Here is a 26792-nt window from a genome sequence, read left to right as displayed (position 1 = left end):
GTCTTTGTGTACTCTGTGGTGAATTTGAACAAATTGTTCTGTTAACATCTTACTTTCGAACCTTATGAATAAACAAACTTTTCTATCTTTTATCATTCTGTGTGTGATTACTGTGACTCTTGGTGCCCAGACTGCTGCTTATCGTTTGGAGAACCCCTTTCTGGTACGTACGCTTGAAGTAAACAACGGTGTCCTGGCTACTCAATCTATTTACAATAAACTTTCTGGTAAAACGTTGACGCCTCTCTCATGTGAAGAGTTTGCCTTGCGCATTTCTGAGGGTACCGACAAAGAAGGTACCGACCGTATTTTGACTGCTAAAGATTTTACAGTACTTTCTGTTTCCGACTACAATCTTACATCAAACAAGAAAGGCCGTGGTTACAGGTTTGTACTTAATAATAAAAAAGAAGAACTTTCGGTGACGGTCAGCTATGAATTGACGGATGATGATTCTTTTTGCCACAAGTACTTGCAGATTCGCTCTGGTAAGGATGTTACATTGGAACGCGTTGATGTGGAGTCTATCTCTTTCGCTGATGCCCGGCAAAACTATACTACAAAAGAAATTACGGCTCAGGGGAGTGCCCGTTGGAAACCGGGTCTGGGACAACCTCTTTATACAACAGAAACGGCTACCTATTGGGGAATCGAATTTCCTGCGGCAACCAATCTGGTAACGGATCGGAAAATGTCCTGTGGCTATCTTCGTGGTTGCGGACTTTCTAAAGGCGAAGAGTATACAACCTATAAGAGCGTGGTTGGCGTGGCCGATGATCCGGCTTATCTTGATGATGCCTTTTACGCTTATATCAATAAAATAAGAAAACGTCCGCTTCGCTTGCAGATTCAGTACAACAGTTGGTTTGATTTTGGAAAGAGTGTTTCGGCCCGAACGTTTACAGCCAGTGTGCGTAAAGTGAATAGTGAACTGGTGCTTGAACGAGGGTGTACACCTTTGAATGCTTACGTCATAGATGATGGTTGGCAAAATGCCGATCCGGCGACTGCTGATTGGTCCGAAAAGGTATGGACGGTTAATTCAAAGTTTTCTCCCGATTTCTCCGAAAGTCGGCAAGCAGCGAAAGAAGCCAACTCTAAGCTTGGACTTTGGTTAAGTCCGGCTTCCATTTTGGGTGGATTGAAGATGGTTCCTAAAATGCGTGAATATGGGTATGAATCTCTCTCTTATGGTATGTCTATGACGGGAGCTGTATATATGCAGAAACTTGAAGACCGGGTTGTGGAGCTTGCTTCCGGGGGTGTCTCTTATTTTAAATTTGACGGGCTGTTCGGACACCTTAATATCCGTGATTTTGAGTTGCAGGGAAGAGGTACGGCTGCTATGCCACAACTTGGAGTTGAAGGCTTTTCTTCCAATGACGAGCGCTTGAATGATTCCCGGTATGACGAATTGAAACTTTATTACCTGACCGCCGGAACAGAACGTTTGATGAGGATTTTTAATCGTTTGGGAGAAGTGAATCTGGATATTTTTATTGCTATCACGAATGGAGCTTATCTTAGTCCCTGGTGGTTGCAGTACGTTGATGTGGTTTGGCTGATTAATGCCGGAGATGCTGCCAAAGGAAACAATCGTAACGGGGAACTGGTATATCGTGATAATGTATACCATCAGATATGGAAAGAAGAGAATACGAAGTTTCCGATGAATTCTGTTTTCAATCATGAACCTAAGAAAACAGGTCCGGATGAAACACCGGAGGCTTTCCGTGATTATTTGTATATGAATCTTAGCCGGGGCACTGGCTTTATTGAGCTGTATATCAAGACGGAAAAGTTGTCTTATTCCGATTGGGACATTCTGGCCGATGGTTTGAAATGGGCTCAGAAAGTATTCCCGCTTTTTCATAATGTCCGTATGCATGGTGGTTCGCCTCGCAACAATGAGGTGTACGGCTACAGTGCCTGGAATAAAACTCAGGGGTATCTCTCTTTTCACAACCCTTCGGAAAAGGAGCAAACTTATAGTGTGATGCTTGATCGTAATTTGGGATTATTACCCGCAACGGATATGATTTATCATGTCTCATCTCCTTTGGGAAGTGTGGGCAGTAGAGTGAAAGCCTCGTATCGTTATGGTGATATGCTATCGTTGACTTTGAAACCTGGCGAGATTGCTGTTCTTGATTTTACTAATCTTGCCTCCTGCTTTTCCGGTTTGGGAAATGAAGGTATATCTTCAGTTTGTGACTGACGGAATGAGAGGTTTAACAAAATGTATTTTCTATATCCTTTTTATAACGTTGTAGCAGAGCAGAACTCTGGTTTACAGAATTGAAGGCATTGTAGACGCGTTGTGAGAACGCATAAAGTTTGTACTTGGATTATTTCGGTGTTAGAATGAAATGCTTTCTTTTTTTGTAACTATCTTTATGATTGTAGATAGTTGATACTGGGTTTGTTCTGCTACTTTCTTTTTTGTCTCTTTTCGCTACTCTGATAAATCGTGTCCTACCGATAAAAACAAACTTTTCCGGTAAGAAAATGTGCATATCTTACCGGGAAAGTTTATTTATGTGAATGTTTATGCGGTTCTTTTTTGTAAAGTTTTCTTGGATGGCTGTTTCAAACAGAAAGTCTTATTAACCGATTTTTGATATTTCTATCCTTTTGCTCTTTAAAAGCGGTAATTGACTATCTTTCTTTTCTTTCTGCTTTTACTACTTACGTGTCTTTCCATACGGCAAACGTTCGTATACCCGAAAGTCACCCAAGTAGATATGTTCGTCTTTGATACCGTTTTTAGGCCGGTCATCAGAACCTTCCATTCTACCTCCCAAACTACGGTAGATACCAAACTTATTGCGGATATTGGTTGCTCCGCTACGCCAGAGATCAACATCATCAAAAAATTGATTTATCAGTACTTTTCCGTCACTGATACGGGTAATCTTTATGCGAAAGGAACCGTGGTCTGTATAGTGCATTTCAGTCTCTACCTGTACCCATTCATCTTCAAACTCTTTGAGAGGGATATTGTCAATAAGGATTCCTTTGGAGCTTGCCCTTGTGTCACCTGTATGAATGACCTGTATCCGGCGGTTACTGCCGTCTGCATCGCAACGCGGTGTGATGGTGATAAGAGGTGCACCGTTATTACCTTCCTGTGCTTTGAGCTGGTGAATATGGCAGAATGAAGTCGAAGGACGGAATCCTTTCGGTATTTTGAATTTCCATTTTAGCTGTTGCCATTCATCCCGGTTACCATTTAGTTTTTGCCATGCGGGCGAGGTCTGGCTTTTCATTTCATTGCGTTGGCGGTCTTTCAGCGATCCGCGGTCACCGTCGAGGAATTCTCCTGCATGGTTGGTAAATTTGAAAACATATTGTTTCAATACATTATCATATACCACTTCTGCATGTACTCCAGTATGATGGTCTTTGAGCGAAGAGTTGGGGTGCTCGCTGTAATCCCATCCCAACCGACGCATATATTGGTGAATGGCATTGTAATCTTTGCCAACAAGACTCTCGTCAGCTTGCATACTTCCCTGTAGAGTATATGCGATAGAATCCTTTTCCGGAACGGAACTTTTGAAAACATCTCCAGCATGGCATGGCAGGCAGGGAGCAAGATACATGCATGCTGCTACAAATGGGTAAATAAGTGATTGCTTCTTCATAATATTCTATTCATGTAAGATAAATTAATGATGCAAATATATCTCTTAATTCTTTCCGTTATCTCGGACTGATACGCTTCGGGATAATATTGATAACGATTGATACAATAGTTCAAGCCTTTTGAAGGATTATCCCTTACATTTGTCACAATAATACAAAATACTTATATTATGAAATACAAACAATTCTTTTTCCTTTTGGCAGGCGCTTGCCTGATGTTTTCTTCTTTACAAGCACAAGAGTATAATCTCACTAAATTTCCAAAAGGTTCTACTCCTCTTGAAGTAGGTAATCGGATCGCTAATAAGTTTATTGTCACCCCGCATACCCGTTTCGGAAATCCGAGGGCGGAGAAAGCTCCTAATTATATCACGTATCCCGACGCTTGTGCGTGGTTGGGTGCTCTTTGGTTTGGTAAAGTTACCAAAAACGAACCTTTACTTGATAAACTTAAAGATCGTTTTGAACCTCTTTTCTCCACAGAGCAGAAGATGCTTCCCCGTATGAATCATGTAGATCATAATGTGGTAGGAGCAGTTCCACTTGAACTTTATATACAGAAAAAAGGTGATCAGCGCTATTATGATCTTGGTATGCGATATGCCGATACACAGTGGGAAGCTCCTGTTGATGCTACTCCCGAACAGAAGGCGTATGCTGATAAGGGTTATTCCTGGCAGACACGTATCTGGATTGATGACATGTTTATGATCACTACCATTCAGTCGCAGGCCTATCGTGCTACAGGTGACCGGAAGTATATTGATCGTGCTGCCCGTGAGATGGCGATGTACCTCAAAAAGATTCAGCGTCCCAACGGACTGTTTTATCACTCTCCCGAAGCTCCCTTTTTCTGGGCACGTGGCAATGGTTGGATGGCTGCCGGTATGGCCCAGTTACTATCTATTCTTCCGAAAGATAATCCGGACCGTACTACTATAATGGAGGCTTATAAGAAGATGATGGATACACTCAGACAAAACCAGGACCCGGATGGCATGTGGCATCAGCTTATTGATGAACCGGCTTCCTACAAAGAAACTTCCGGTACGGCAATGTTTACCTATGCCATGATTGTGGGAGTGAAACATGGCTGGCTTGATAAGAAAGAATATGGCGTTGCTGCCCGTAAAGGCTGGCTTGCACTGGTGACCTATATCAACGAAGATGATGAAATAACCAATGTGTGTGAAGGGACAAATATAAAGAATGATAAGAATCATTACATGAACCGTAAGCAGATCACGGGCGATTTGCATGCACATGCTCCTTTGTTGTGGTGTGCAGTTGCATTGCTCGGGAAATGATTTTCAAAAGATTGTACAGCCTTTCTTTTGTTGACAGAGAAAGGCTTTGCTTTTTTCCTGTTATCTATTGCGTCGTAAGCAACATATTATATCTTTGCGTAGAAAATAATATTATGAATTACACATTACTATTCTAATGAAGAAACGATTATTGTTGTTTTTAGTTTGTTTTCTCACCTTGCCGACGCTGGTTGCCAAAGAGGCTGAGAATTTCTATTTTTCTAATCTGAACCTGAAGGATGGTCTTTCCCAAATCTCCGTTCTGAAGATTATGCAAGATTCCAAAGGATTCATCTGGTGTGCCACTCGTAATGGGCTGAATCGATATGACGGTAACCGTTTTGTGGCATATAAGCATAGCAATACCGATTCGCTTAGTTTGAGCGATAATCACATAACTACTTTGGCCGAAGATAAGTCCGGTAATCTATGGATCGGAACAAGTAAGGGGCTCAATCGCCTTGATTTGAAAACCAATAAGATAAAATCTTTCAATACCAAAGCTTATCCATTGCTTTACAACAGTTCCATTCGTGCTTTGCTGGTCGATTCCCGCAATCGTCTGTGGGTAGGTACGGCCGAAGGGATGTTCTTGTATATTAATGACATGGATATGTTTCAGGTGATTGAGCTGAACGGACAGATCAAGAAAGAACTGATAGCCGATATCTATGAAACTACTAAGGGACAAATGCTGATCGGTACAAAGAACAAAGGACTTTATGTCTGTGATATGAACATGAAACCATTGAAGCATTTCACTGCCAATAGTAAAGATAAACTGGGCATTCTGCCCAGCAATAATGTTGCTACCATTTTTGAAGATTCCAAAGGACAGATTTGGGGCGGAGCCACTTACAACGGATTGTTCAAGCTCGATATAGATCGTGAAACGATTGTTACTTATACCAAAGATAACAGTGCACTTTCCAACAATAGCATCCGTTGTATTGCCGAAGTGGAGGGTACACTACTTGTAGGTACGTTCGACGGACTTTATACAATTGACCTGCACAACAACTCCAAACTGTTGCACTCCGACGCCTCTTTGGAACAAGGCAACCTCAGCCATTTCTCTATCTATTCGCTTTTTGTGGACAGAAGCAATATTGTATGGGTAGGCACTTATGCCGGGGGTATCAATTATAGTAGTAAGTACAACAATCGCTTTGTTTTTCATGATCCTACAACTGTCTTTGATGCCATGTTCGGCATTTATGGTATGATGGTTTGTATGCCTACTGGTTGTCTGTATATGGCAACAGAAGGGCGGGGGATACTCGATTATAATCTGCCTACGCGCAGGTATCAGTATTATCCTATCAAAGATTCCGTTCAGTTACAGCATAGCCAGAATATTGTAAAAGGGCTGATGTTAGAAGGTGATATCCTGTGGTGCGGAACCAATCGCGGTGGTATTTATCAGTTTAATATCCGTACAAAGAAATACTCGCTTTATTATCAGTTTAAGGAAGCCATGTCTATTTATTCCATACTGAGAGCATCGAATGGTGATCTCTGGTTGGGAGCTGCCAGTCCGGATGTGGGATTGATTAAACTTGGAAAAGACAAGAGTGTACAGAATAGTTTTAAGTTGGCCAATGATACTCTTCCTCCGCAAAGAGTGAGGAGTGTGCGTTGCATGATGGAGTTGAGACCCGGAGTATTGCTTGTAGGAACCCGTAATGACGGGTTGGTGAAATACGATGAGTGGAGACATGAGATGACTTATTACAGTATGGATGAAGAGTCTGAAAACCAGCGTCTGCAGAATAACTACATTACCAGTATTGTCCGTGATGCTTCCGGAAATATATGGATTGGCATGTTCGGAGGGGGGCTTGCCCTTTATGACGAAGAAAAAGGGATTATCAGCACCGTTACACAGGAATCGGGATTGGCTGAGAATGATGTTTGTGCCATTGTTCCCGATGAAAAGCACAATCTCTGGATCAGTACCAGCAACGGTATTTCACGCTATAATATCAAGACGAAAGAGTGCGCTAACTATAATATCTTCAATGGAGTTGCCATACAGGAGTTTACCCCTCATAGTGGTGCCATGCTTCCCAACGGAGATATTTGTTTTAGTGGAAACAATGGTTTTGTAACCTTTACCCCCGATGAATTGCAGCAGAACTCTTACATTCCGCCACTTGTTCTTACCGGATTGGTGGTTAATAATGAAGAGGTGGAACCTGGAGCAAGTACTATACTTACCTCTATTCTCGATGATACCGAAGAAATCAGGTTGAAATACAATCAGAATAATATATCCATTAGTTACTGTGCACTCAATTACATTTTTCCGGAACAGAATCAATATGCTATTTTCCTTGAAGGTCATGATAAGGAATGGAATTATATCGGCAATCGTAAAGAAGCCTATTATACCAATCTGAGCCCGGGAACCTATACCTTTGAAGTGAAAGGAGCCAATAATGACGGGATATGGAATGAGCAGGTAAAGAAACTTCGTATCATCATCACTCCTCCCTTGTGGAAGACCTGGTATGCGTATCTGTTCTATGTCGTTGTCTTTTTGTCTATGCTTACAATTATCATGTATTACATCCTCAATAAGCAGAAACTGGAACGGGAACTGGTGTTCAAGCAGAAAGAGAAGTTTCAGCTTGAAGAGTTTCATCAGACCAAGCTACGCCTGTTTACCAACTTCTCTCACGAGTTACGAACTCCGTTGACGCTGGTTATCGCACCTTTGCAGGAACTCATGCAGATGGCGGATTTCAGTGCAGGCGTGAAGAATAAGCTCAGTCTGATATTTAGTAATGCACAACGGCTGTTGCTGTTAGTCAATCAGCTTATGGATCTTCGGAAGAACCAGGATGGAAAGATGCAGCTTCGGCTCACTAAGAGCAATATCCGCTCTTTTATGCTGGAGATTTGCTGTGCTTTCAATCAGATAGCTATGAATAAGAACATCAACTTTGTGTTCGAGAGGAATGAAGAGCGCCTGAGTGTATGGTTTGATAAATCTCTGTTTGAGAAGGTTGTTTTCAATTTGCTTTCCAATGCCTTTAAGTTTACGAATAGCGGAGGAGAGGTTTCACTCGATCTGAGAGCAATCTCCTATAGCGAACTGCCATCCCGGCAGCAAGAAAAGTTGGGAGAGCTTCCTGCCGATACGAACATGATACGCCTGTTGGTGACAGATACAGGTAAAGGAATTCCTACGGATGAGATTAAGAACATATTCACTCCTTTCTATCAGGTAGGGGTGAGTCAGGAAAATAATGTGGGTACAGGCATTGGGCTTAGTCTGACCCAATCTATTGTCAACCTGCATCATGGTATCATTGAGGTAGCCTCCAATGAACCTCACGGAACTATATTCGAAGTAATCATTCCGGTTAGTAAAGGGGTGTACGATGAGTCTTGTTTTGCGGCGGAGGAAGAAGAGCGTATTGTGGAAGATGTAATTCCGCCTACAGCGAAACTTCCTCTTATGAATGCCGAAAAGAAATGGACTGTTCTGCTGGCGGAAGACAACAATGAAGTACGTAATTATGTAAAGGAGTGTCTCGAACCTTATTATTATGTGCTCGAGGCAGACAATGGCGAAGATGCCTTTAATATCTGCGTAGAGAAATATCCCGATCTCATTCTTAGCGATATTATGATGCCTCGTATGGACGGTCTTGAACTTTGTGCACTGGTGAAGAAAGACCTGCGTGTAGGCCATATACCGGTTGTGCTGATGACTGCCAAATCGATGGTTGTACATATAAAAGAAGGCTTCTCCGTAGGTGCCGATGATTATATTGTCAAACCATTTAACATGGATGTTTTGCTCTGTCGCATCAATAACCTGCTTGAAGCGCGTGAGAAACTAAAGAAACTCTATGGTAAAAAATTCTCTCCCGAAGCATTGGGCATCGAGATCGTTTCTACCGATGATCGTTTCACACAAAAGTTCTTTGAGATTATAGAGAAAAACATTGCCAATCCTAATCTGAATATAGACCTGCTGAGCAAAGAGATTGGGTTAAGCCGTGCCAATCTGTATAGAAAACTAAAGGCCATAACAGAGCTGTCTCCAACCGAATTGATCCGAAACAAACGATTGGAAGTTGCCGCTAAACTATTGGTGGAGTCAGACTATACCGTGTCGGAGATTTCCGTACTTACCGGTTTTAATAGTCATGCCTATTTTTCAAACAGCTTCAAGCTTGTGTATGGGTATTCACCTTCGGAATTTGTGATGAAACATCGTGAAGGTGGTAAGATATCACTAAATGACGATCTGAATCCGGAATAAGCTTGTTATTACAGGCGTGTTGATTGATTATTTCAAGCAAATGATACAATATTTATAATACGAGTGTGTGAATTCTCATAGCTTTGTCAAAAACACACAAGCTATGAGAAACACACTTTTTTTTATCTCCTTTTGGGCAATACTATTTTTTGCTTTGGTAGCATGCCACTCTCATTTCTCACCTCCTTCCGCTTCTTTACTGGAGCAAGCATTAAAGAAAAGTGGTAATAATCGTTCTGAATTAGAAAAGGTATTGGCGCATTATTCACAGAAAGATACCGATAGCTTAAAATTACGGGCCGCTGTCTTCCTTATTGAAAACATGCCCGGACATTATTCTTATTATGGTGCATCGTTAGATGAATATCGTGATAGTGTAAACCGTTCGGCTGCTATGTGTAGGCTTCCCTGGCATATCCGGCAGATTTTTCATCTCTATTCTTATCAGTCCATTCATAAAGTGAGTGGTGCACGCCGTATAGAAGACGTGGAGTGTATCACCGCCTCTTATCTTATACACAACATAGATTGTGCTTTTGAAGCCTGGCAATATCCTTGGGCACATCATCTTGATTTTGATGATTTTTGTGAATATCTGCTTCCTTATCGTGTAGGCAACGAACCCATTACTAATTGGCGTGATTCTCTGAAAGGTATGTATGGCGATATGCCCGGACGTTTTGCAGGGATAGATGAGATTAATGAGTCTCCCTATCAGGCATGTCTGTATGTCAATAGTAAAATGATAGAAGAGATGGGGCTTGCCCGGAAAGATTCCGTTCGTTTTTCTCATCCATTGATCGGAGAGAAAGATATTTTCTCTTTAGGCTGTCCGGAATTTGTTCCTGTTACTGTATTAGTGATGCGTTCTTTAGGTATTCCCGTTTCAATGGAGTCTATTGAACAGTGGTCCTCCCGTGGGGGAAAGCACTGTTGGAATGCTGTGTACCATTTCACAGGTTTACATTATCCTTTCACCGGATTTGAATCACGTCCTCGTGGTCTGAATCAGGATTATAAGATGAATAAAGTGTATCGTCATACTTATCAACGTAATGCACGGGCGTTGATAGATCATACCGGTGACGAATCTATCCCCATCTTCTTTGAAAACCGCTTTTTACAGGATGTCACTTCCGAGTATATGACTTGCCATGATATTACTATTTCATTGGATTATGAACCGGATGATAATCAGGAATATGCCTATCTTTGTGTATTCAACAACTCACATTGGATACCGGTACATTACGGTAAGCGGGATGGACTTAAAGTAACATTTACAGATGTTGGTCCCGAAACCATGTTTATAGCAGGGTATTTTCAAGATGACGAATTACAACCCGCTTCTCTTCCTTTTCATGTTCGTTTGGATGGTACTGTTCACTTTATTTCTCCTTCCGGGACAGAACGAACATCATTAACTCTACATCGGAAATACCCTCTTTTTCACCGTTTTGCCAATTACAGCCGTCATATCATAGGGGCTACCATAGAATCATCAGATTATAAGGATTTTCGGAAAGTAGATACATTATGTACCATTACCCACGATGCCAATACACAGTATGATTCTGTATATGCTTCGGGTGTTTCCATACCTCGCCGTTATCTACGTATCAAGCACAATGGAAATGCTAAAATGGAACTGTCAGAATTAGAGGTATATGGAGCAGATACAACCACCTGTCTATATGGAAAACTCTTTTTTTCTCCTGCGGATGCTCATTTGTTGCCTCAGGCGTATGATCTTTATAATAAGTCAATTAATGACTATATCGCTATTTCAGACTGGATCGGTATTGATTTTGGGAAGAATACTCATGTGACCAAGGTAAAATATCTCCCCCGTACAGATAGTAATCACGTGATGGCAGGTGATACCTACGAGCTGTTTTATTACAATGATCATACGTTTCAATCATTAGGCGAACAGAAAGCAATGTATCCCTTCCTGAATTTTCATAACATCCCTTCTAGTGGATTATACCTTTTGATTGATAAAAGTCGTGGTAAGGAACATCGGATATTTACGATGGAGGAAGGCAGAGTGCGTTTCTGGTAAGAGTAAAATAAAAAAACATCTGCAGATGTATATTAATTATAGTATTAACTGAAAAAGAAAGAATTATGAAGAAAAAAATCTTAATCGCATTGTCTCTGATAGCACTCATTGTGGGCTATTCTTGTCAGGAAGATTTGGAGGTAGTTGACCCTATGAGTCAGGATATAGGAAAAGGGCGTTTATCGGTGGCTCAATTAGATGCCGAGTCAGCTAAGTCTCTATATGAGATAATGAACAATATAGTTGAATTGCCTTCCTGGGCTGAAGAGGAAGAATGCAATGATTCGGATTGTAAGCAACATGCTCATTCTGAGGTTGAAATTCACTCCGACTCATGCAAAAATGATAGTTGCATACACAATTTATATGGACGTATGCATAATGATTCCTCAAACAAGCAAATGAGGTATAAGGCACGTTCGGATTTGCCGGAATTAAAAAAGAGTAATATTCGTTTGGAATGGGATAATGCACGTGAGTGGTCGGATAACAAGGCTAAATATGTAGAGGTTCCATTGAATGTGGGTGGGAAATTATATGCATTAAAGAAATGGAAGCAAAAAAATGAAAAGAAGACGCAAAATGAGCGGAGTAAGGTAGAATGCATGTTTGTTTTTGAACAAAAGCATGGTACGGAGCAAGTAAATTCTTATATAGTAACACTGATAGGTACAAAAGAGTATTTGAAAAAGAATAAAGAAAAGGTGAAAGGACTCCGCCACAAACCCAATGATGGTAAATTTACTGGTTATGTTTATAAATCAGATTTAAATGGACATATAAAGCAAGGATATGGTTATACCGATGGTAAAATAACACATAAGATATTTAGTGGCCATGTTTTCCGTAATAAAGAAGTTCCGGAGAATGTCACATATTTGCAAATGGGTTTATTTGATATGGCTGTAAATGCCTCTTCATATTCCTTAGGCTGGGAGTATTACTGTCCTGTTTGTGGAAACGAACATGAAATGGATGATGATGGACAGTGTGATTATATTATAGAATATTGCAGAAACTGTAATCAACCTGTAGACGAATGCGAATGTTGTTATTCTTGTGGACAATACCCATGTGAATGTTGCTATAATTGTGGAGATTATCCATGTCGATGCTGCTATAATTGCAATCAATATCCATGTCAATGTTGCTATGTCTGTGGAGAGTATCCTTGTCAATGTTGTAAAATTTGCAAGGATTATCCATGTACTTGTAATGATTCGAAAGATTGTCCTAATTGTGGATATGATCCATGTATTTGTTGTGGGGTTTGTCATGAATATCCATGTTCTTGTACGCCTGTGGCTCCACCGCAAGATTGTCCAGGACCTAAGTGTTCTACATGCGGGAAGTCAATAGGTTCTTCTCGAAGTGTCTCTTGTCCCACTTGCATGTGTGCAATTGATTTATGTAATGAGATAGAGTCTTTTTTAGAGAATCCGGGATTATACTCTATAGTGACACGGGGGACAGTCATTCCCGGTCCACGTCCTGGTCCGGATTATATTTTTCGTTTAAATAAATGGGTTCATATAAATGAAATTAAAGATTATAGTGGACTATGTTACCATAAAACAGTAAAAAAATATTATTTTAATGATGCTGAAATGAAAGAATATTTAGAAGAATGTATTGATACATATAGTTTTCCTTTGGGTGGTGGGGTAGTTGCTGCAGCGGCAGTCGGTTATGTAAGTGATAAATTATTTGAAAAATTATGTGGATATTTTGAAAGAGTGGGTTCATTTACTTTGACCTGTATTGGAGCTTTTTTTGATGCTCATACGGAGACAGTTGAAGAACTTTATCAAGATAGTTATCATAAATATACTAAAACTTCTGAGCAAGGTGGATATATTATAGTAACACTGGTAGTTGAATCAAATGGGGATTTAACCTCTATATATAATATGTTTGAAGTATTTGATGCTCAAGGATTACCTGTTGATAGATTTTTATATTAAATTATGATGGAAATATTTAATAAGATTCGCAATACTCCTAAATATAATAATGCATTATCAAATATTTGTTTTATTATTATAATGATATTTTGTTATCATTTGAATCGATTAGGTCTTAATGAGTCAATGGAAAATTTATATCTGTTTTTTGTTTTATATCATTTTATATCTATTAGTAGAAGCACCAGATTTGTTTGGTTGGTGTGGCGTATTCTAATAATTATTGTATTAGGAATATTATCAATAATGTTAATGTTTCCTGCAATAGGAAATCTTTTAATCCACTATTATCATAATTAATAATTTACTTTATTCGGAGTGTTATAAGATAAGCACTCCGAGTAATTATATTGCTTGAAATAATATGGTGGTAATCTTTTAAAATATAAAATAAACTTTTATTGAAAAATAGTGTAATAATGAATAATTGTTTACGAAAAATTATGAGGAATATGAATTACAATACTGCCTTATCGCAAATGTTTTTCTTCTTGTTATTAGGATTTCATGCTCATGTAATAGAAATTTCAAGAGTCTCTCACTTATATTTCTATCCTGGATTCTCTTTTATATTTATGGCAATAAACCTATTCTTTTATCTATGGTTTAGAGACTCAACCTGGAAGCTATGGTATATTTGGCGCATTTCTTGGATTATTCTGTGGAGCATATTAATACTTTGTCCTTCTATTGAAAAATATGTAATATGTTATTTTGATAATTAATTGTTTCATTTTAGATCACAGAGAATGGCTTTCAAATTTGTAGATATAAAGTGGTTACTGGCAGGCATTATTTTTTTGCTTTTACCTTTTTTACCTCTTTCAGACACCTGATAGAAGAAAATCATTATGTAATGTTATTGGGGGAAGCGTTTCATTGTATTATGGATGCATATAGTCCCGTACATAGATTTCATGAGTGGGATCAAAATTATGCAGCATATTATGTTCCTCATATAGCTGAATATAGCCGTGTTTTTCCAGAAGATGTCGATAATGCTTCAGAAGCAATAACGATGTTATTTAATGAATTAGTTAAAGGGGAGGAGAGTTCAGTTGTTTATGAAAAATGGGTAGAGTCCTATATAGATAAATATCCAGATGTGTTTAATTAGATGAGTATCTTATCTGAATTAACTAAAATGTTAATATTTTATATCACATAATACCTCAATTCGTTATCTGAGAAGCAATAATCTTATACTATAAATGATAGTGATGTGATTATTATTAACAAATTTTGTATTACTACTTATGTGAATCAGTAGTTGATATTCAATTACTGATTCATATTAATATTATAAACAATGCGTATGAAAAAACTTTTTATTCTATTTGTCTTATTGAACTATCTGTTATGTTTGTTCTCTCAGAATAAATTTGCAGGTGTTAATTTGTCTCTAACATCGAAAATATGTACACAATCTTTTTCTGAAAATCAAATTACCTATTTGAATATTGGCTTAAGTTCCAGTACCCATCTATTATGCGGGTTGGGTGCGAATCTGTTCACTTTACGGGCAGATACGATAAAAGGAATATCTATTGCCGGAATAGGGCATTTAAATCATTATGAAGGTTATTACAACGGTCTTTGTATTGCCGGTATGATAAATATGGCCACAGAGGGAACGAATGGTATACAGATTTCTGGTATAGTTAATAGTACGGACGAAATGAATGGTTTGCAAGTAAGTGGTATAGTAGGTATTTCAGGTTATTTAAAGGGCGTACAAATAGCTCCATTCAATATTTGTGGTGATTGCAAAGGGGTACAAATTGGTTTGGTAAATTGTTGGTTGGGTAAGGAGGTCAATATTTTCCAGTTAGGTCTCATCAATCTCAATCGTTCTACAAAGATACAACCGATGATTTTCGGTGGGAATAGTTCCTTGATGAATGTGAGTGTTCGTTTCCGTGGGAAGTTGTTTTATAATATGGTTGGCGTAGGTGCCTATTCTTTCCATTTGAATGATAAGTTTTCCTGGAATTTATCCTATCGTAGCGGTCTTTGGCTACCAATTACCAAACTCTTAGACATAAGTGGTGATATAGGGTATCAACATTTGATGACCGGGAAGAATCGTAATGAATCCCTTCCGGGAAGTCTGTATGCTTTGCAGGCACGTTTAAATTTGGAGTGTAAAATTAGGAGCAAACTGTCTTTGTTCTTGTCCGGTGGGTATGAGGTAATCCGTCATTATGGCAGAAACAAAACCCATTCCCATCAACCGATTATAGAAGGGGGTATTATCTTGTTTTAATCATTGATAGAAGTAGAATATGAAGCAATTATTTTTAATCCTGTTTTTTACTACATCTTTAGTAGTAGAATCTTTTTCCCAATCTGGTTATGTTTCTTTGAAAGAGTGTAATAATGACACTTTGAAGTACATGGAGGTGAATTTTATCACCCATAAAGATCGGTATATCAATCAGCCTTTCTCCAAATTTACTAATGAATTTGAGCTTGACATTTATTTGCAAAGCCCCTTTAATGGTCGCCTCCCTGATAAATCTAAATATTGGGGGGCAAGCATGACTTATGTTATGGAAGATTATTACTACTGGAGGGACAAACGTCCTCTTTATTTTATTTATATAGAATTTGAAAGACCTTATTTGAAAAATGGGGAAGATATTCATTATTCTGTCAGGAAGTCAATACCTAATCTTTATCGTTCCTTATTTAAAGATCAAGTGGTAAAAGATCTGGAAATTCGTTTGGTAGAAAACGATCCTCGTAGTTGGAAAGAAGTAGATCGTTATTAGGTCTGTTTTTTATCTGAAGCGCATTTAAAAGCGCTTCAGATATTCTTTCATTATCTTGTTATAAACGAAAGGTTTTGATGTATCAGCCAATTATATAAGGAGGTATTATCTTGTTTTGATGGCTAATTTAGATTTGTTAAAATGAAAAAGAAATATAACTATTGAAATACTTAAAAAAGAGAATACATCAACAAATTTTGATGTGTATTCTACTATTGTTAGAGATGAAAAAATTGTTCCAATAAACTGTAAGTAATATTATGAAAAAAATATTTTTAATCCTGTTTTTTACTACGATAGTAGTAGAATCTTTTTCTCAATCTGGTTATGTTTCTTTGAAAGAGTGTAATAATGACACTTTGAAGTACATGGAGGTGAATTTTATCACCCATAAAGATCGGTATATCAATCAGCCTTTCTCCAAGTTTACTAATGAATTTGAGCTTGACATTTATTTGCAAAGACCCTTTCATGGTCGTACTCCTGATAAATCTAAATTTTGGGGAGCAAGTATGACTTATGTTGTAGAATACTATTATTATTGGAGAGATAAGCGTCCTCTTTATTTTATTTATGTAGAATTTGAAAGACCTTATTTGAAAGGTCCGGAGGATACTCGATTTATGATAAAAAAAGGGATGCCTAATCTTTATCGTTCCCTATTTAAAGATCAAGTGATAAAAGATTTGGAAATTCGTTTGGTAGAAAACGATCCTCGTAGTTGGAAAGAAGTAGATCGTTATTAGGTCTGTTTTTTTTATCTGAAGCGCATTTAAAAGCGCTTCAGATATTCTTTCATTATCTTGTTATAAACGAAAGGTTTTGATGTATCAACCAATTATATATAAGGAGGTATTATCTTGTTTTGATGGCTAATTTAGATTTGTTAAAATGAAAAAGATATTTATATTAACCGTTGCTATTGTGTTAAGCCTATTTATGCTTATTTCCCGGAATGAGCATATAGGAATTAATCTTTCCCTGAATTCTGATGTATGTACTTTTCCTATGGAAACCAAACAAACCTGTTATTTAAACCTTGGTTTTTCTTCGGATATGAATTGTTTGAATGGATTGGCTGTCAATGTGTTGGGTAGTATGGTGTATGAGGCAAAAGGAGTAGCTGTTTCCGGGTTATACATTTTAAATCATACCGCGCATGATTATGATGGTTTGTTTCTTTCCGGAGGAATAAATTTCACGGCAGGTGTATTGCATGGGATACAGATAGCTGGGATCATGAATAGTCTTGGAGAAGTTTATGGAACACAAGTATCGGGAGTGTTCAATTTGGCTGAAACATTGCGTGGAATACAGTTTTCCGGTTTGATTAATTCTGCAGGTGACGGAGCTGGTGGAATGATAGCACCGGTCAATGTTACTTCGGGAGAGTTTAAAGGAATACAGATCGGCTTATTTAACTACTCAGAAACGTATACATTTCAGATTGGTTTGATTAACATTAATCGGTTCACTTTAGATTGTTGGGAATGGTTGTCGAATTTATTATCTATGTAGAATTCGAAAGGCCTTATTTGAAAGATCCGAAAGATAATTTATAGAAGGAGGCATTATCTTGTTTTGATGGTTAATTTAAATTTGTTTCGATGATGAATAATTATTTACGAGAAGTTATAAAGAGTATAAATTACAATACCGTTTTATCACAAGTGTTTTTCTTCTTGTTGTTAGGATTTCATGCTCATGTAAGAGAAGTTTCAAAAGTTTCTCACTTATATTTCTATCCTGGATTCTCTTTTATATTTATGGCAATAAACCTATCGTTTTTTGTATGCTTTAGAGACTCAACCTGGAAGCTATGGTATATTTGGCGTATTTTTTGGATTATTCTGTGGAGCACATTAATGCTATGTCCTTCTGTTGAAGAATATGTAATATGCTATTTTGATAATTAATCGTTTTATTTTTAACTACAGAAAATGGTTATCAAATTTGTAGATATAAAGTGGCTACTGGCAGGCATTATTTTTTTGCTTTTACCTTTTTTTACCTCTTTCAGACACCTGATAGAAGAAAATCATTATATAATGTTATTGGGGGGCTGCTTCATTCTATTGTGTGCAACTTTGAGCATAAACCGATCCGAGTGGATATCGTTGAGCATGACAGATATACTTGTCTTACTATTTGGAGGATGGATACTTATGACTACTTTTCTTTGGAATGAACGAAGAGTTTCGGATGAAAATATTGTTTTGTGGATTGTTGCCGGTGTTTTTTATATCAGTGGACGTATTTACGGACCATCTTCGCAACGTATATGGATATATGTAGTAATTGCTTTGGGTGGTTTTATACAATCTATATATGGTTGGTTGCAATATATAGAATGGCTGCCTTCCAATCATCTTTATTTTTCAGTAACAGGTAGTTTCTTTAATCCTGCACATTTAGGGGCATATACCGGGCTTGCAATATGGGCTTTTTTCTTTTTAATGAAGGCTGTTTATAACCAAAAACGATGGTCATTATTTGGAGGTTTGCTTTTAGCTGCATTACCTGTTACAATGTTATTTATAATTATACAATCTCGTGCATCCTGGGTGGCTTTATTTCTGTCTTTTATAGGTTTCTATTATTTCTGCAAAAGAAGGAAAATACGTTTTCAATTTTTTTTATACTCCTTGTTGGTCATTACGTTGTTAGCTGTTCCTCTTTATAATTTGAAGAAAGATTCGGCAGACGGTCGTCTTTTTATTTGGAGGGTTAGTAGTGAATTGATAAATGAGGCTCCATTAACAGGAAAAGGAGCCGATTCTTTTCCTGCCGGATATATGTTGGCGCAAGCTTCTTATTTTAAGGAAAACCCAAATTCAGAACATACGAATCGTGCTACATCCAACATTCATGCTTTTAATGAGCCTTTGCGTATCTGTTGTGAATATGGCATCATCGGACTGTTAATTTTTCTTGTGCTTTTTGTTACTCTGTTTATTTCCCGGTCTGACTGTTATATTCGTGCTATACTTTTGTATTTATGTATTTTTTCCTGTTTTTCTTATGTAGGGGAAGTTCCTTCTTTACTGATAATGGTTGCATTTCTTTGGGGAGTTACATCCGGAAGTGGAAAGAAGAAAATAAAAGGTTGTGCATGTAGATACAGGAATTTTCTTCGAACCGGTATGATTTCCTTTGCATGTTTGATGGCTGTCTGGGCATGTTGGCGGTATCAGAGGGTTCTGTCCGGATATGTTTTTGCCAAACAATATAATAGAAGTTATATTTTAAATAATGCCCATTATTTATATAAGAATGGGCAATACACAGAGGCCTTACCCTTTTTACAACGGGGGGCTGAATTGCTACCAAGTTCCGATCTTTATATCGATTTAGGAAATTGCCTTATGTATCTGGAAAGATATACGGAAGCGGAAAAAGTGATATCAACGGCTATATACATGGTTCCGGGACATATACTTCCACATTATTATCTTTTTCGGTTTTATGTAGAAACCGGGAATGATGAAAAAGCAAAAGAGTTGGGTGAGAAGATTCTTATAGGTGAATATAAGTTGGAAGGGTCTGTTGCAATGGAAGTAAAACACTATGTGCGAAAATATCTGGGAAAGTAGAGAGTTTCAATGTGAATTTATAAATATCTAAAGAAATAATTGTATTTGTTTAATGCTGGATTCTCTTACTTATAAAAGTACGTATTTAAATGTGTGTTAATTACCTATTTAAGACATACTTAAAATGCATAGTTTGTACTAATAAAGTACGTACTTTTATAATGTAAATATACAAAAGGTTAAAAGTGTGATTTTTATAGTCTTATCAGAGTTTGTTTTTGTAATATGTTTTTGTTGCACGGAAGTAGCAAGATACTTTCTGTACGTCTCTCCCGGGATTAATTAATTCGATATTGTTTGAGACCAGACGAGTATTGGGTTGAAGAAATAGTTGTCGATAAGTGTTTGATAATCAGTGTTTATAAAAGTGTACGATCTTATCATACAAGAATGTACATTTTGGTATAGCAAGAATGTACACTCTTGCTATACAAGAATGTACACTTTTGTTTGATAGAGAATCGATGCTGATATTTTACCTATAGTATAAACGGATTTTTCTATTACAGAATGAATCAGAGAATTTTCTTCTGTATATATCGTTTGTAAATTATTGTGCTTAAATGTTCTGCAAATATCCAAACTTACTTCTTTTTGCTTTTTATTTTCCTTTGAGATAGAATTTATAATCATTGATACAAGTCTGAAAGTCCGATAAGGACAAAGCATCTATCTTAGCGCTAACTTTAAAAGAAACACGAATGAAAAGCTTTTTAATTACCATTTTAGTATCTCTTGCCTTTATGCAGGCAACGGCACAAGTTCCAGGGAATGTGCCTTCTTCCTGGGCCAAAGAAATAGCTCATACAGTAATGACGCGTTATCCTTCGGCACTGACTATTCCTTTCAAACCGTGGTGCTACCCGCAAGGCTATTTCCTTATGGGACTGGATAAGTTGTGGCGCTCTACCGGAGACAGAAAGTATTATGATTACATAATGAACTGGGCCAATGAAGTAGTGCGTCCGGATGGAAGCCTCGTTTATTTCAAAGGACGAAGTATGGACGATATGATGGCTGGTTCTGTTGTTGTCTGGGCTTATCAGCAAACAAAAGAAGAGAAGTTCAGGAAGGCTGCCGATATAATTCGGAAGAGTTATGACGACTATCCGAGAACCTCTGACGGAGTGTTTTGGCACGGACGGGGGACCGTTGGGCAGATATGGGTGGATGGTGTTTTTATGGGACAGATGTTCCTTACAAAATACGGACACTACATTGGCGATACGGATTATTGCTTCGATGAAGCTTCCCGTCAGTTAATAGGGATGTATACGCATCTGAAAAAAGGAGATTCCGGTTTGCTTTATCATGGCTGGGATGAAGATAAAGATGCCCGGTGGGCAGATCCGGTGACGGGTATGGCGCCGGAAGTATGGAGCGAAGGACTTGGCTGGTATGCATTAATAATGGTAGAGACATTGGAGATATTCCCAAAAACTCATTCACAATATAAGAAGTTGGTTTCTATCACACAAGAGTTAATGCAGGGGTTAAAGAACTGCCAGGATCCGGTCACCGGACTATGGTATCAGGTGGTAGATAAAGGTGACCAACCCGGTAATTGGCAGGAAACTTCCGGCAGCGGGATGTTTGTGTATTCTTTACAACGTGCTATAGAATTGGGTATTATTCCTGCCGGAGAATACAAAAATTGTGTGGGAAAAGGATATATGGGATTGCTTTCTAAAGCAAAAATAAGTTCTGTAGACGGATTGATTGATTTGCAGGATGCCAACAATGGATTGGGCATTCAAAAAGACTATCAGACTTATGTGACCCGTCCGAAGAAAATGAATGGGCAGGAAGTGATTTCCTCTTTCCTCTGGGCAACCTGGATTGTAGAGAACAGTAATCAATATCCATATCTGGAATATTGCAAAACATTCGCTTGTACGGATTATTCGCAAGGGAAGGTTTTTATCTTTGAGAACGGGAGAATTGTCTGGGAACACGATGCACCGCTTTCCAATGATTTGTGGATGCTGGAGAATGGAAATATACTTTTCACTACAGGACAGGGAGTGCTTGAAGTGAACCGAAATAAAGATACTGTCTTTCATTATACATCTAAAAGTCATATCTTTGCCTGCCAGAGATTGAAGAACGGAGATACATTTATAGGTGAATGTAATTCCGGTCGTTTGCTGGAGGTGAATCCGAAAGGAGAAGTTGTAAAGGAAGTATGTATTCTGCCTCCAGGTGTAACGGATGGTAAGAAGTCGTTTATCCGTAATGCCCGCAGGTTGGACAACGGACATTACCTGGTGGCACATTATGGTGGTAAACGGGTAGTGGAGTATGATGAGAATGGCAAATCGTGCTGGGAAGTAGAAGTTTCCGGTGGAGCACATTCTGTTATCCGGTTGGACAATGGCAATACACTTGTTGCGGTGGCAGATGCGGACAAGGATCCCCGCATTATGGAGTTTGATAAAGCAGGGATAGTGGTCTGGGAATTGTCGAACAGAGATCTGAAAGGAAGTCCGTTGAAATTTCTCAGTGGTATGCAATACTTGCCGGGAGTGGGATTGCTGTTTACCAACTGGCAGGGACATGGAGTGAAGGATAAAGCCCCTCATATGTTTCTTGTAGACAGACAAAAAAATATTCTTTGCACATTTGGACTACACGACTCTATACAAACGTTTTCTTCGGTGTATATTCCCGGTAAAGGGTGTTTTCATTGACGAATGGAATAATAGTTTAAGCTTATGGGATAATTCTAAAAGCTGAAAAGAAACTAAACTTTTATTTTTGCGCAGTGCAAAGAGATCCTTTATTATACACCTTATAACAAATTGAGTAATTTATGAAATGCTTTTATTATTTGCTTTTAACTTGTTTTCTGTTCTCATGTGCTGCGTCGGGCCCCGACCCGGTAGTGAAAGCTTTAAGACAGGAGATATTGAAGCGTGCAGAACAGAGTCTGAGTGAGAAACCAGTAACAGTGACTTCCTTTATTGCTGAGCGTAGTATGGGTGGATCGCATGATTTCTTTTCAGAAGGAGATTATTGGTGGCCCGATTCATTGAATCCTGACGGGCCGTATGTACGTCGTGACGGAGAAACTAATCCGGATAACTTTGTAGCCCATCGGCATGCGATGGTGCGTTTTAGTGTGATTACCGGTAATTTAACTTCTGCCTATCTTATTACGCAGGATAAGAAATATGCCGATGCAGCCATTCAGCATATACGTGCCTGGTTTGTGAATAAAGAGACGCGGATGAATCCGAACCTGTTGTATGCACAGGCTATAAAAGGGATTGCTACCGGACGTGGAATCGGGATTATTGATACGGTTCATCTTATTGAAGTAGCCCAATCACTTTTACGTCTTCAGCAGGCAGGGGTACTTCCTGCTGAAGATGCAAAGGCTACCAAAGAATGGTTTACATCTTATCTGAACTGGATGGTAACGCATCCGTATGGCATGGATGAGATGAAGGCGAAGAATAATCATGGTACTTGCTGGGTGATGCAGGCAGCAATGTTTGCTAAATATACCGGAGATGAGAAGATGATGAAGTTCTGTTCGGACCGATACAAAGAGGTATTGCTTCCCGGACAAATGGCGGAGGACGGTAGTTTTCCGTTAGAACAGGAACGTACCAAACCGTATGCCTATTCGCTTTTCAATCTTGATGCTATGACTATGATATGCCAGATCTTATCTACAAATGATGATAATCTCTGGGAATATACAACAGCGGACGGACGAAATATTATTCTGGGTATTTCTTATCTTTATCCTTTCGTAGCGGATAAGAGTAAATGGACATTGGCACCGGATGTGATGTGTTGGGAGGAGTGGCCTGTTGCACACCCGTTTCTGCTTTTTGGTTCTGCGCAGTTGAAAGATGAAGCAATGTTTGATACCTGGCTTAAATTGGAACACTTTCCGACAAATAATGAGGTGGTACGCAATTTGCCTATACGTAATCCTATTATCTGGTTATAAAAATGTTACATATGAAAACACAAACTATTTTTGTTCTACTATTTTTAGGAAATGTATTGTTGCAGCCAATGATGGCGCAAACCAATCGTGTGACTACTACACGTACTACCGGTATAACTGTAGAGAATGGAGTAACAATGATGGTTACCCAGGAAACCACTACCCGTTACCGGCGAACAACTTCACAAGGGGTGCCTGATGCAAAGTTGGGCTACACTCCCGGCGAAACACCCATGAATCTGGCATTGCCGCTTGCCGAAACGGTGATGGCACGTTATCCTGACTATCGGTTGGCGTATTGGAAAGACTATACGTATGTACAGGGATATATGTTTGAGGCAATGGATCGGTTAGGACAGTTAACCGGTAATCCGGATTATCTTGAATATATCCGGAAATACATAGATTATTTTGTAGATGATGAGGGAAACTATAAGGGTGGGGGACTGACCAATCTTGATAATTTCATGACAGGCTCTGCTTTTTGTACCCTATATGCCCGTACAGGTAATGAAATATATAAGAAAGCTGCTTTACAGATATTAAAAGCTGTGGATGACTATCCCAGTTCCGACGGACAATTCTGGCATGGAAACCGGAGCCCGAATATGTGGATTGATGGTGTTTTTATGATGCAGATGTTTCTCATCCGTTGCGGACAATATGTGGGAGAGACTGATTATTGTTATAATACAGCTTGCCGTAATATTATTGCTGCTGCCCGTCATCTTCAACGTCCGGACGGACTGGTGCTACATGCATGGACCACAGAACCGGAGAAAGCCGTCTGGGCTGATAAGCAAACAGGTTTGTCGCCTGAAGTATGGAGCGAAGGTATGGGGTGGTATACATTGGTGGTTCCCGAACTACTTGCCGTGCTGCCGAAAACTCATCCGGATTATAACAAAATACTCGACATATATATAAAGATGTGTCGGGGATTGAAGTCTGTACAGGATAAGTCTACCGGTGGTTGGTTTATGGTCGTAGATAAGGGTGACAATCCATTGAATTTTATTGATCCTTCGGGTACTGCAATGTTTGTTTACTCCCTTCGGAGGGGTATTAATCTGGGGTTACTGAAGCCAAAGGAGTATATGCCTGTTGTCACTGAAGGTTATGAGAGCCTGCGCCCTTTTATTCAGGTTAACGAACAGGGATTGCTCGATGTAATAGGAGCCTGTGACGGAGTGGTTATAAAGAAGAATTTCATAGAATATGTGACTGTACCCAAGATACTCAATGCAAAGGAAGCCGTTGCAGGAATGCTATGGGCAGCTGTAATAATGGAATCGGAGAAATTAATGATAAATAATGAATAAGAAACAGATATTGACGATCTCTTTTCTGGCTACTGCCCTTGTGGGGGTTGCCGGTGAAGTAAACCAGGTGGTAAATGATACTGTTCGTTTGGATGAAGTAGTAGTGACTGGGACTATGACAGAAGTGAACCGGAAGTTTTTACCGATGACTGTCACTTCCTTGGATAAACAAGAGTTACAAGGACGCTATACCAGCTCTGTTCTGACTGTACTCTCGGAACAAGTTCCTGGAATGTTTGTTACAGGACGTGGTGTGATGGGGTATGGGGTTGCTAATGGTGCAGCCGGTGGAATGAGCATTCGCGGTATAGGTAGTAGCCCCAATACGCAGGTATTGGTATTGATTGACGGACATCCGCAGTATATGGGTATGATGGGGCATCCGTTGCCCGATGCCTATGAATCGGCTATGGCTGAAAAAATAGAGGTGGTACGCGGACCGGCTTCTGTGCTCTATGGTTCCAATGCGATGGCAGGAGTTGTCAATATCGTTACAAAAAAGCAGCAACAAGATGGAGTGCATACCTATGGTCGTGCAATGTATGGTTCATACAATACTTTTAATGCTGAAGCTCACAACGCCTTTCGGCGAAAGGGTTTCAGCTCTTTTGTTTCATTGAATTATAATCGTACAGACGGACATCGTGAGAATTCCGAATTTGATCAGTATGGAGGATATGCTAAGTTAGGGTATGAATTTTCTTCTCATTGGAATGCCTTTGCAGATGTGAATGCCACTCACTATAATGCTGCCAATCCCGGGTTAGTATCGGCTCCTATGATTGATAATGATGCAGAGATAACCCGTGGTATGACTTCTTTTGCACTATTCAACTCGTATACCCGTACATCCGGTGCTTTGAAGTTTTTCTATAACTGGGGTAATCATCAGATTAATGATGGATATACCACAGGTGGTAATCCTCAGAAAGAGCTGTATCGTTCTACCGATAATATGTTGGGGCTTTCTCTTTATCAGTCCTATTCTTTCTTTACTGGCAATGATATAACAGTAGGGATTGATTATGCCCGTTACGGTGGTCATGCCTGGAATACTCCTTTGGCAGAAGGTGGTAAAAACAGTGATATATTATCTTCTACTTATATAAATAATGTAGCCGGATATATTAATTTTCGTCAGATACTGGCAGAGAGATTGACACTGAACGCTGGTCTTCGGCTGGATTACAATGATAAGTCGGGAAAGGAATTGATTCCTCAAGTGGGTATAAGCTATATTGTTACTCCTGTCACAGTACTAAAGGCCATTGTAAGCAAAGGTTTCCGCAATCCTACGATTAAAGAAATGTATATGTTCAAACCTCAAAATCCAAATCTGAAACCGGAGAGTTTAGTGAATTACGAAATTTCTGTCGGTCAGAATTTTTGGGATAATGCTTTGCATTTTGACCTTAATCTGTTTTATATAAATGGAAAAGATATTATCTTTACGGACACAAGCACCGGTTCACCTGTGAACCGTAATATAAATAAGGTGGAAAATTATGGTATCGAACTGGCTACAGCCTGTCAATTGAACAGTCATCTGGGGTTGAATATGAACTATAGTTATTTGCATATGAAGTATCCCGTTCCGGCTGCTCCGGAACATCAGTTATACCTGGGTGGACGCTATGCCCGGAGTAATTGGAGTGTAGCTACAGGATTACAATATATCAATGGTCTGTATACTGCTATGGGTAGTATAACCACTGAAAACTACTTGTTGTGGAACGTTCGTGTCGCCTATTCCCCCATTAAAATAGTGGAGATTTTTGTAAAAGGAGAAAATCTCCTGGGACAGAATTATGAGATTAATTCCGGCTTTCCTATGCCGGGAGCTACCGTATTCGGAGGAATCAGTATAAACATTTGA

At 38.9% G+C, this 26792-nt stretch carries 16 protein-coding genes; 15 read left to right on the top strand and 1 reads right to left on the bottom strand.

Annotated elements, in window-relative coordinates; all coding sequences use genetic code 11:
* Positions 1-64: 64 nt before the first annotated feature.
* Positions 65-2218 (top strand): hypothetical protein, encoded by a 2154-nt coding sequence (locus tag HCG69_RS13820; RefSeq protein WP_221650513.1) that lies wholly within the window; start codon positions 65-67, stop codon positions 2216-2218.
* Positions 2219-2684: 466 nt separating this feature from the next.
* Here HCG69_RS13820 and HCG69_RS13815 read toward each other — a convergent pair whose 3' ends face one another.
* The gene (locus HCG69_RS13815) at positions 2685-3647 is read right to left on the bottom strand and encodes a hypothetical protein (protein ID WP_221650512.1); all 963 of its coding nucleotides are present in this window, start codon (positions 3645-3647) and stop codon (positions 2685-2687) included.
* Positions 3648-3818: 171 nt separating this feature from the next.
* Between HCG69_RS13815 and HCG69_RS13810 the strand changes: the two genes are divergently transcribed.
* The 14 genes from HCG69_RS13810 to HCG69_RS13745 all read left to right on the top strand — a co-directional run bounded on the left by HCG69_RS13810 (position 3819) and on the right by HCG69_RS13745 (position 26792).
* The gene (locus tag HCG69_RS13810) at positions 3819-4955 is read left to right on the top strand and encodes a glycoside hydrolase family 105 protein (RefSeq protein WP_221650511.1); all 1137 of its coding nucleotides are present in this window, start codon (positions 3819-3821) and stop codon (positions 4953-4955) included.
* Between the two features lie 136 nt (positions 4956-5091).
* Positions 5092-9234: a hybrid sensor histidine kinase/response regulator transcription factor gene (locus tag HCG69_RS13805; RefSeq protein ID WP_221650510.1), complete on the top strand. Its 4143-nt coding sequence runs from the start codon at positions 5092-5094 to the stop codon at positions 9232-9234.
* Between the two features lie 103 nt (positions 9235-9337).
* The gene (locus HCG69_RS13800) at positions 9338-11299 is read left to right on the top strand and encodes a hypothetical protein (protein WP_221650509.1); all 1962 of its coding nucleotides are present in this window, start codon (positions 9338-9340) and stop codon (positions 11297-11299) included.
* Positions 11300-11364: 65 nt separating this feature from the next.
* Entirely contained in the window at positions 11365-13263 is a 1899-nt protein-coding gene (locus tag HCG69_RS13795) for a hypothetical protein (protein WP_221650508.1), read from the top strand.
* Positions 13264-14149: 886 nt separating this feature from the next.
* A complete protein-coding gene (locus tag HCG69_RS13790) occupies positions 14150-14380 on the top strand; it encodes a hypothetical protein (protein ID WP_221650507.1) in 231 nt (76 codons plus the stop codon).
* A 198-nt stretch (positions 14381-14578) separates the two neighbouring features.
* On the top strand, positions 14579-15529 hold the full coding sequence (locus HCG69_RS13785) for a hypothetical protein (RefSeq protein WP_255585986.1): 951 nt from the start codon (positions 14579-14581) through the stop codon (positions 15527-15529).
* Positions 15530-15548: 19 nt separating this feature from the next.
* Positions 15549-16037 carry a hypothetical protein gene (locus tag HCG69_RS13780; RefSeq protein ID WP_221650505.1) on the top strand — a complete coding sequence of 163 codons (489 nt, stop codon included), beginning with the start codon at positions 15549-15551 and terminating at the stop codon, positions 16035-16037.
* A 260-nt stretch (positions 16038-16297) separates the two neighbouring features.
* A complete protein-coding gene (locus tag HCG69_RS13775; RefSeq protein WP_221650504.1) occupies positions 16298-16783 on the top strand; it encodes a hypothetical protein in 486 nt (161 codons plus the stop codon).
* A 145-nt stretch (positions 16784-16928) separates the two neighbouring features.
* A complete protein-coding gene (locus HCG69_RS13770; RefSeq protein WP_221650503.1) occupies positions 16929-17555 on the top strand; it encodes an LA_2272 family surface repeat-containing protein in 627 nt (208 codons plus the stop codon).
* 605 nt (positions 17556-18160) lie between these two features.
* Positions 18161-19630, top strand: a complete 1470-nt coding sequence (locus tag HCG69_RS13765; protein WP_255585984.1) for an O-antigen ligase family protein — start codon at positions 18161-18163, stop codon at positions 19628-19630.
* Positions 19631-20331: 701 nt separating this feature from the next.
* Entirely contained in the window at positions 20332-22320 is a 1989-nt protein-coding gene (locus HCG69_RS13760) for a glycoside hydrolase family 88 protein (protein ID WP_221650501.1), read from the top strand.
* A gap of 122 nt (positions 22321-22442) precedes the next feature.
* Positions 22443-23594 carry an alginate lyase family protein gene (locus tag HCG69_RS13755; RefSeq protein WP_221650500.1) on the top strand — a complete coding sequence of 384 codons (1152 nt, stop codon included), beginning with the start codon at positions 22443-22445 and terminating at the stop codon, positions 23592-23594.
* Positions 23595-23605: 11 nt separating this feature from the next.
* Positions 23606-24916: a glycoside hydrolase family 105 protein gene (locus tag HCG69_RS13750; protein ID WP_221650499.1), complete on the top strand. Its 1311-nt coding sequence runs from the start codon at positions 23606-23608 to the stop codon at positions 24914-24916.
* A complete protein-coding gene (locus tag HCG69_RS13745; protein WP_221650498.1) occupies positions 24909-26792 on the top strand; it encodes a TonB-dependent receptor in 1884 nt (627 codons plus the stop codon). The genes HCG69_RS13750 and HCG69_RS13745 overlap by 8 nt, the downstream gene beginning before the upstream one ends.

The sequence above is a fragment of the Bacteroides sp. K03 genome, assembly GCF_019734355.1.
Lineage (GTDB): Bacteria > Bacteroidota > Bacteroidia > Bacteroidales > Bacteroidaceae > Bacteroides > Bacteroides nordii.
This window is presented reverse-complemented; position numbering and strand designations above follow the sequence as displayed.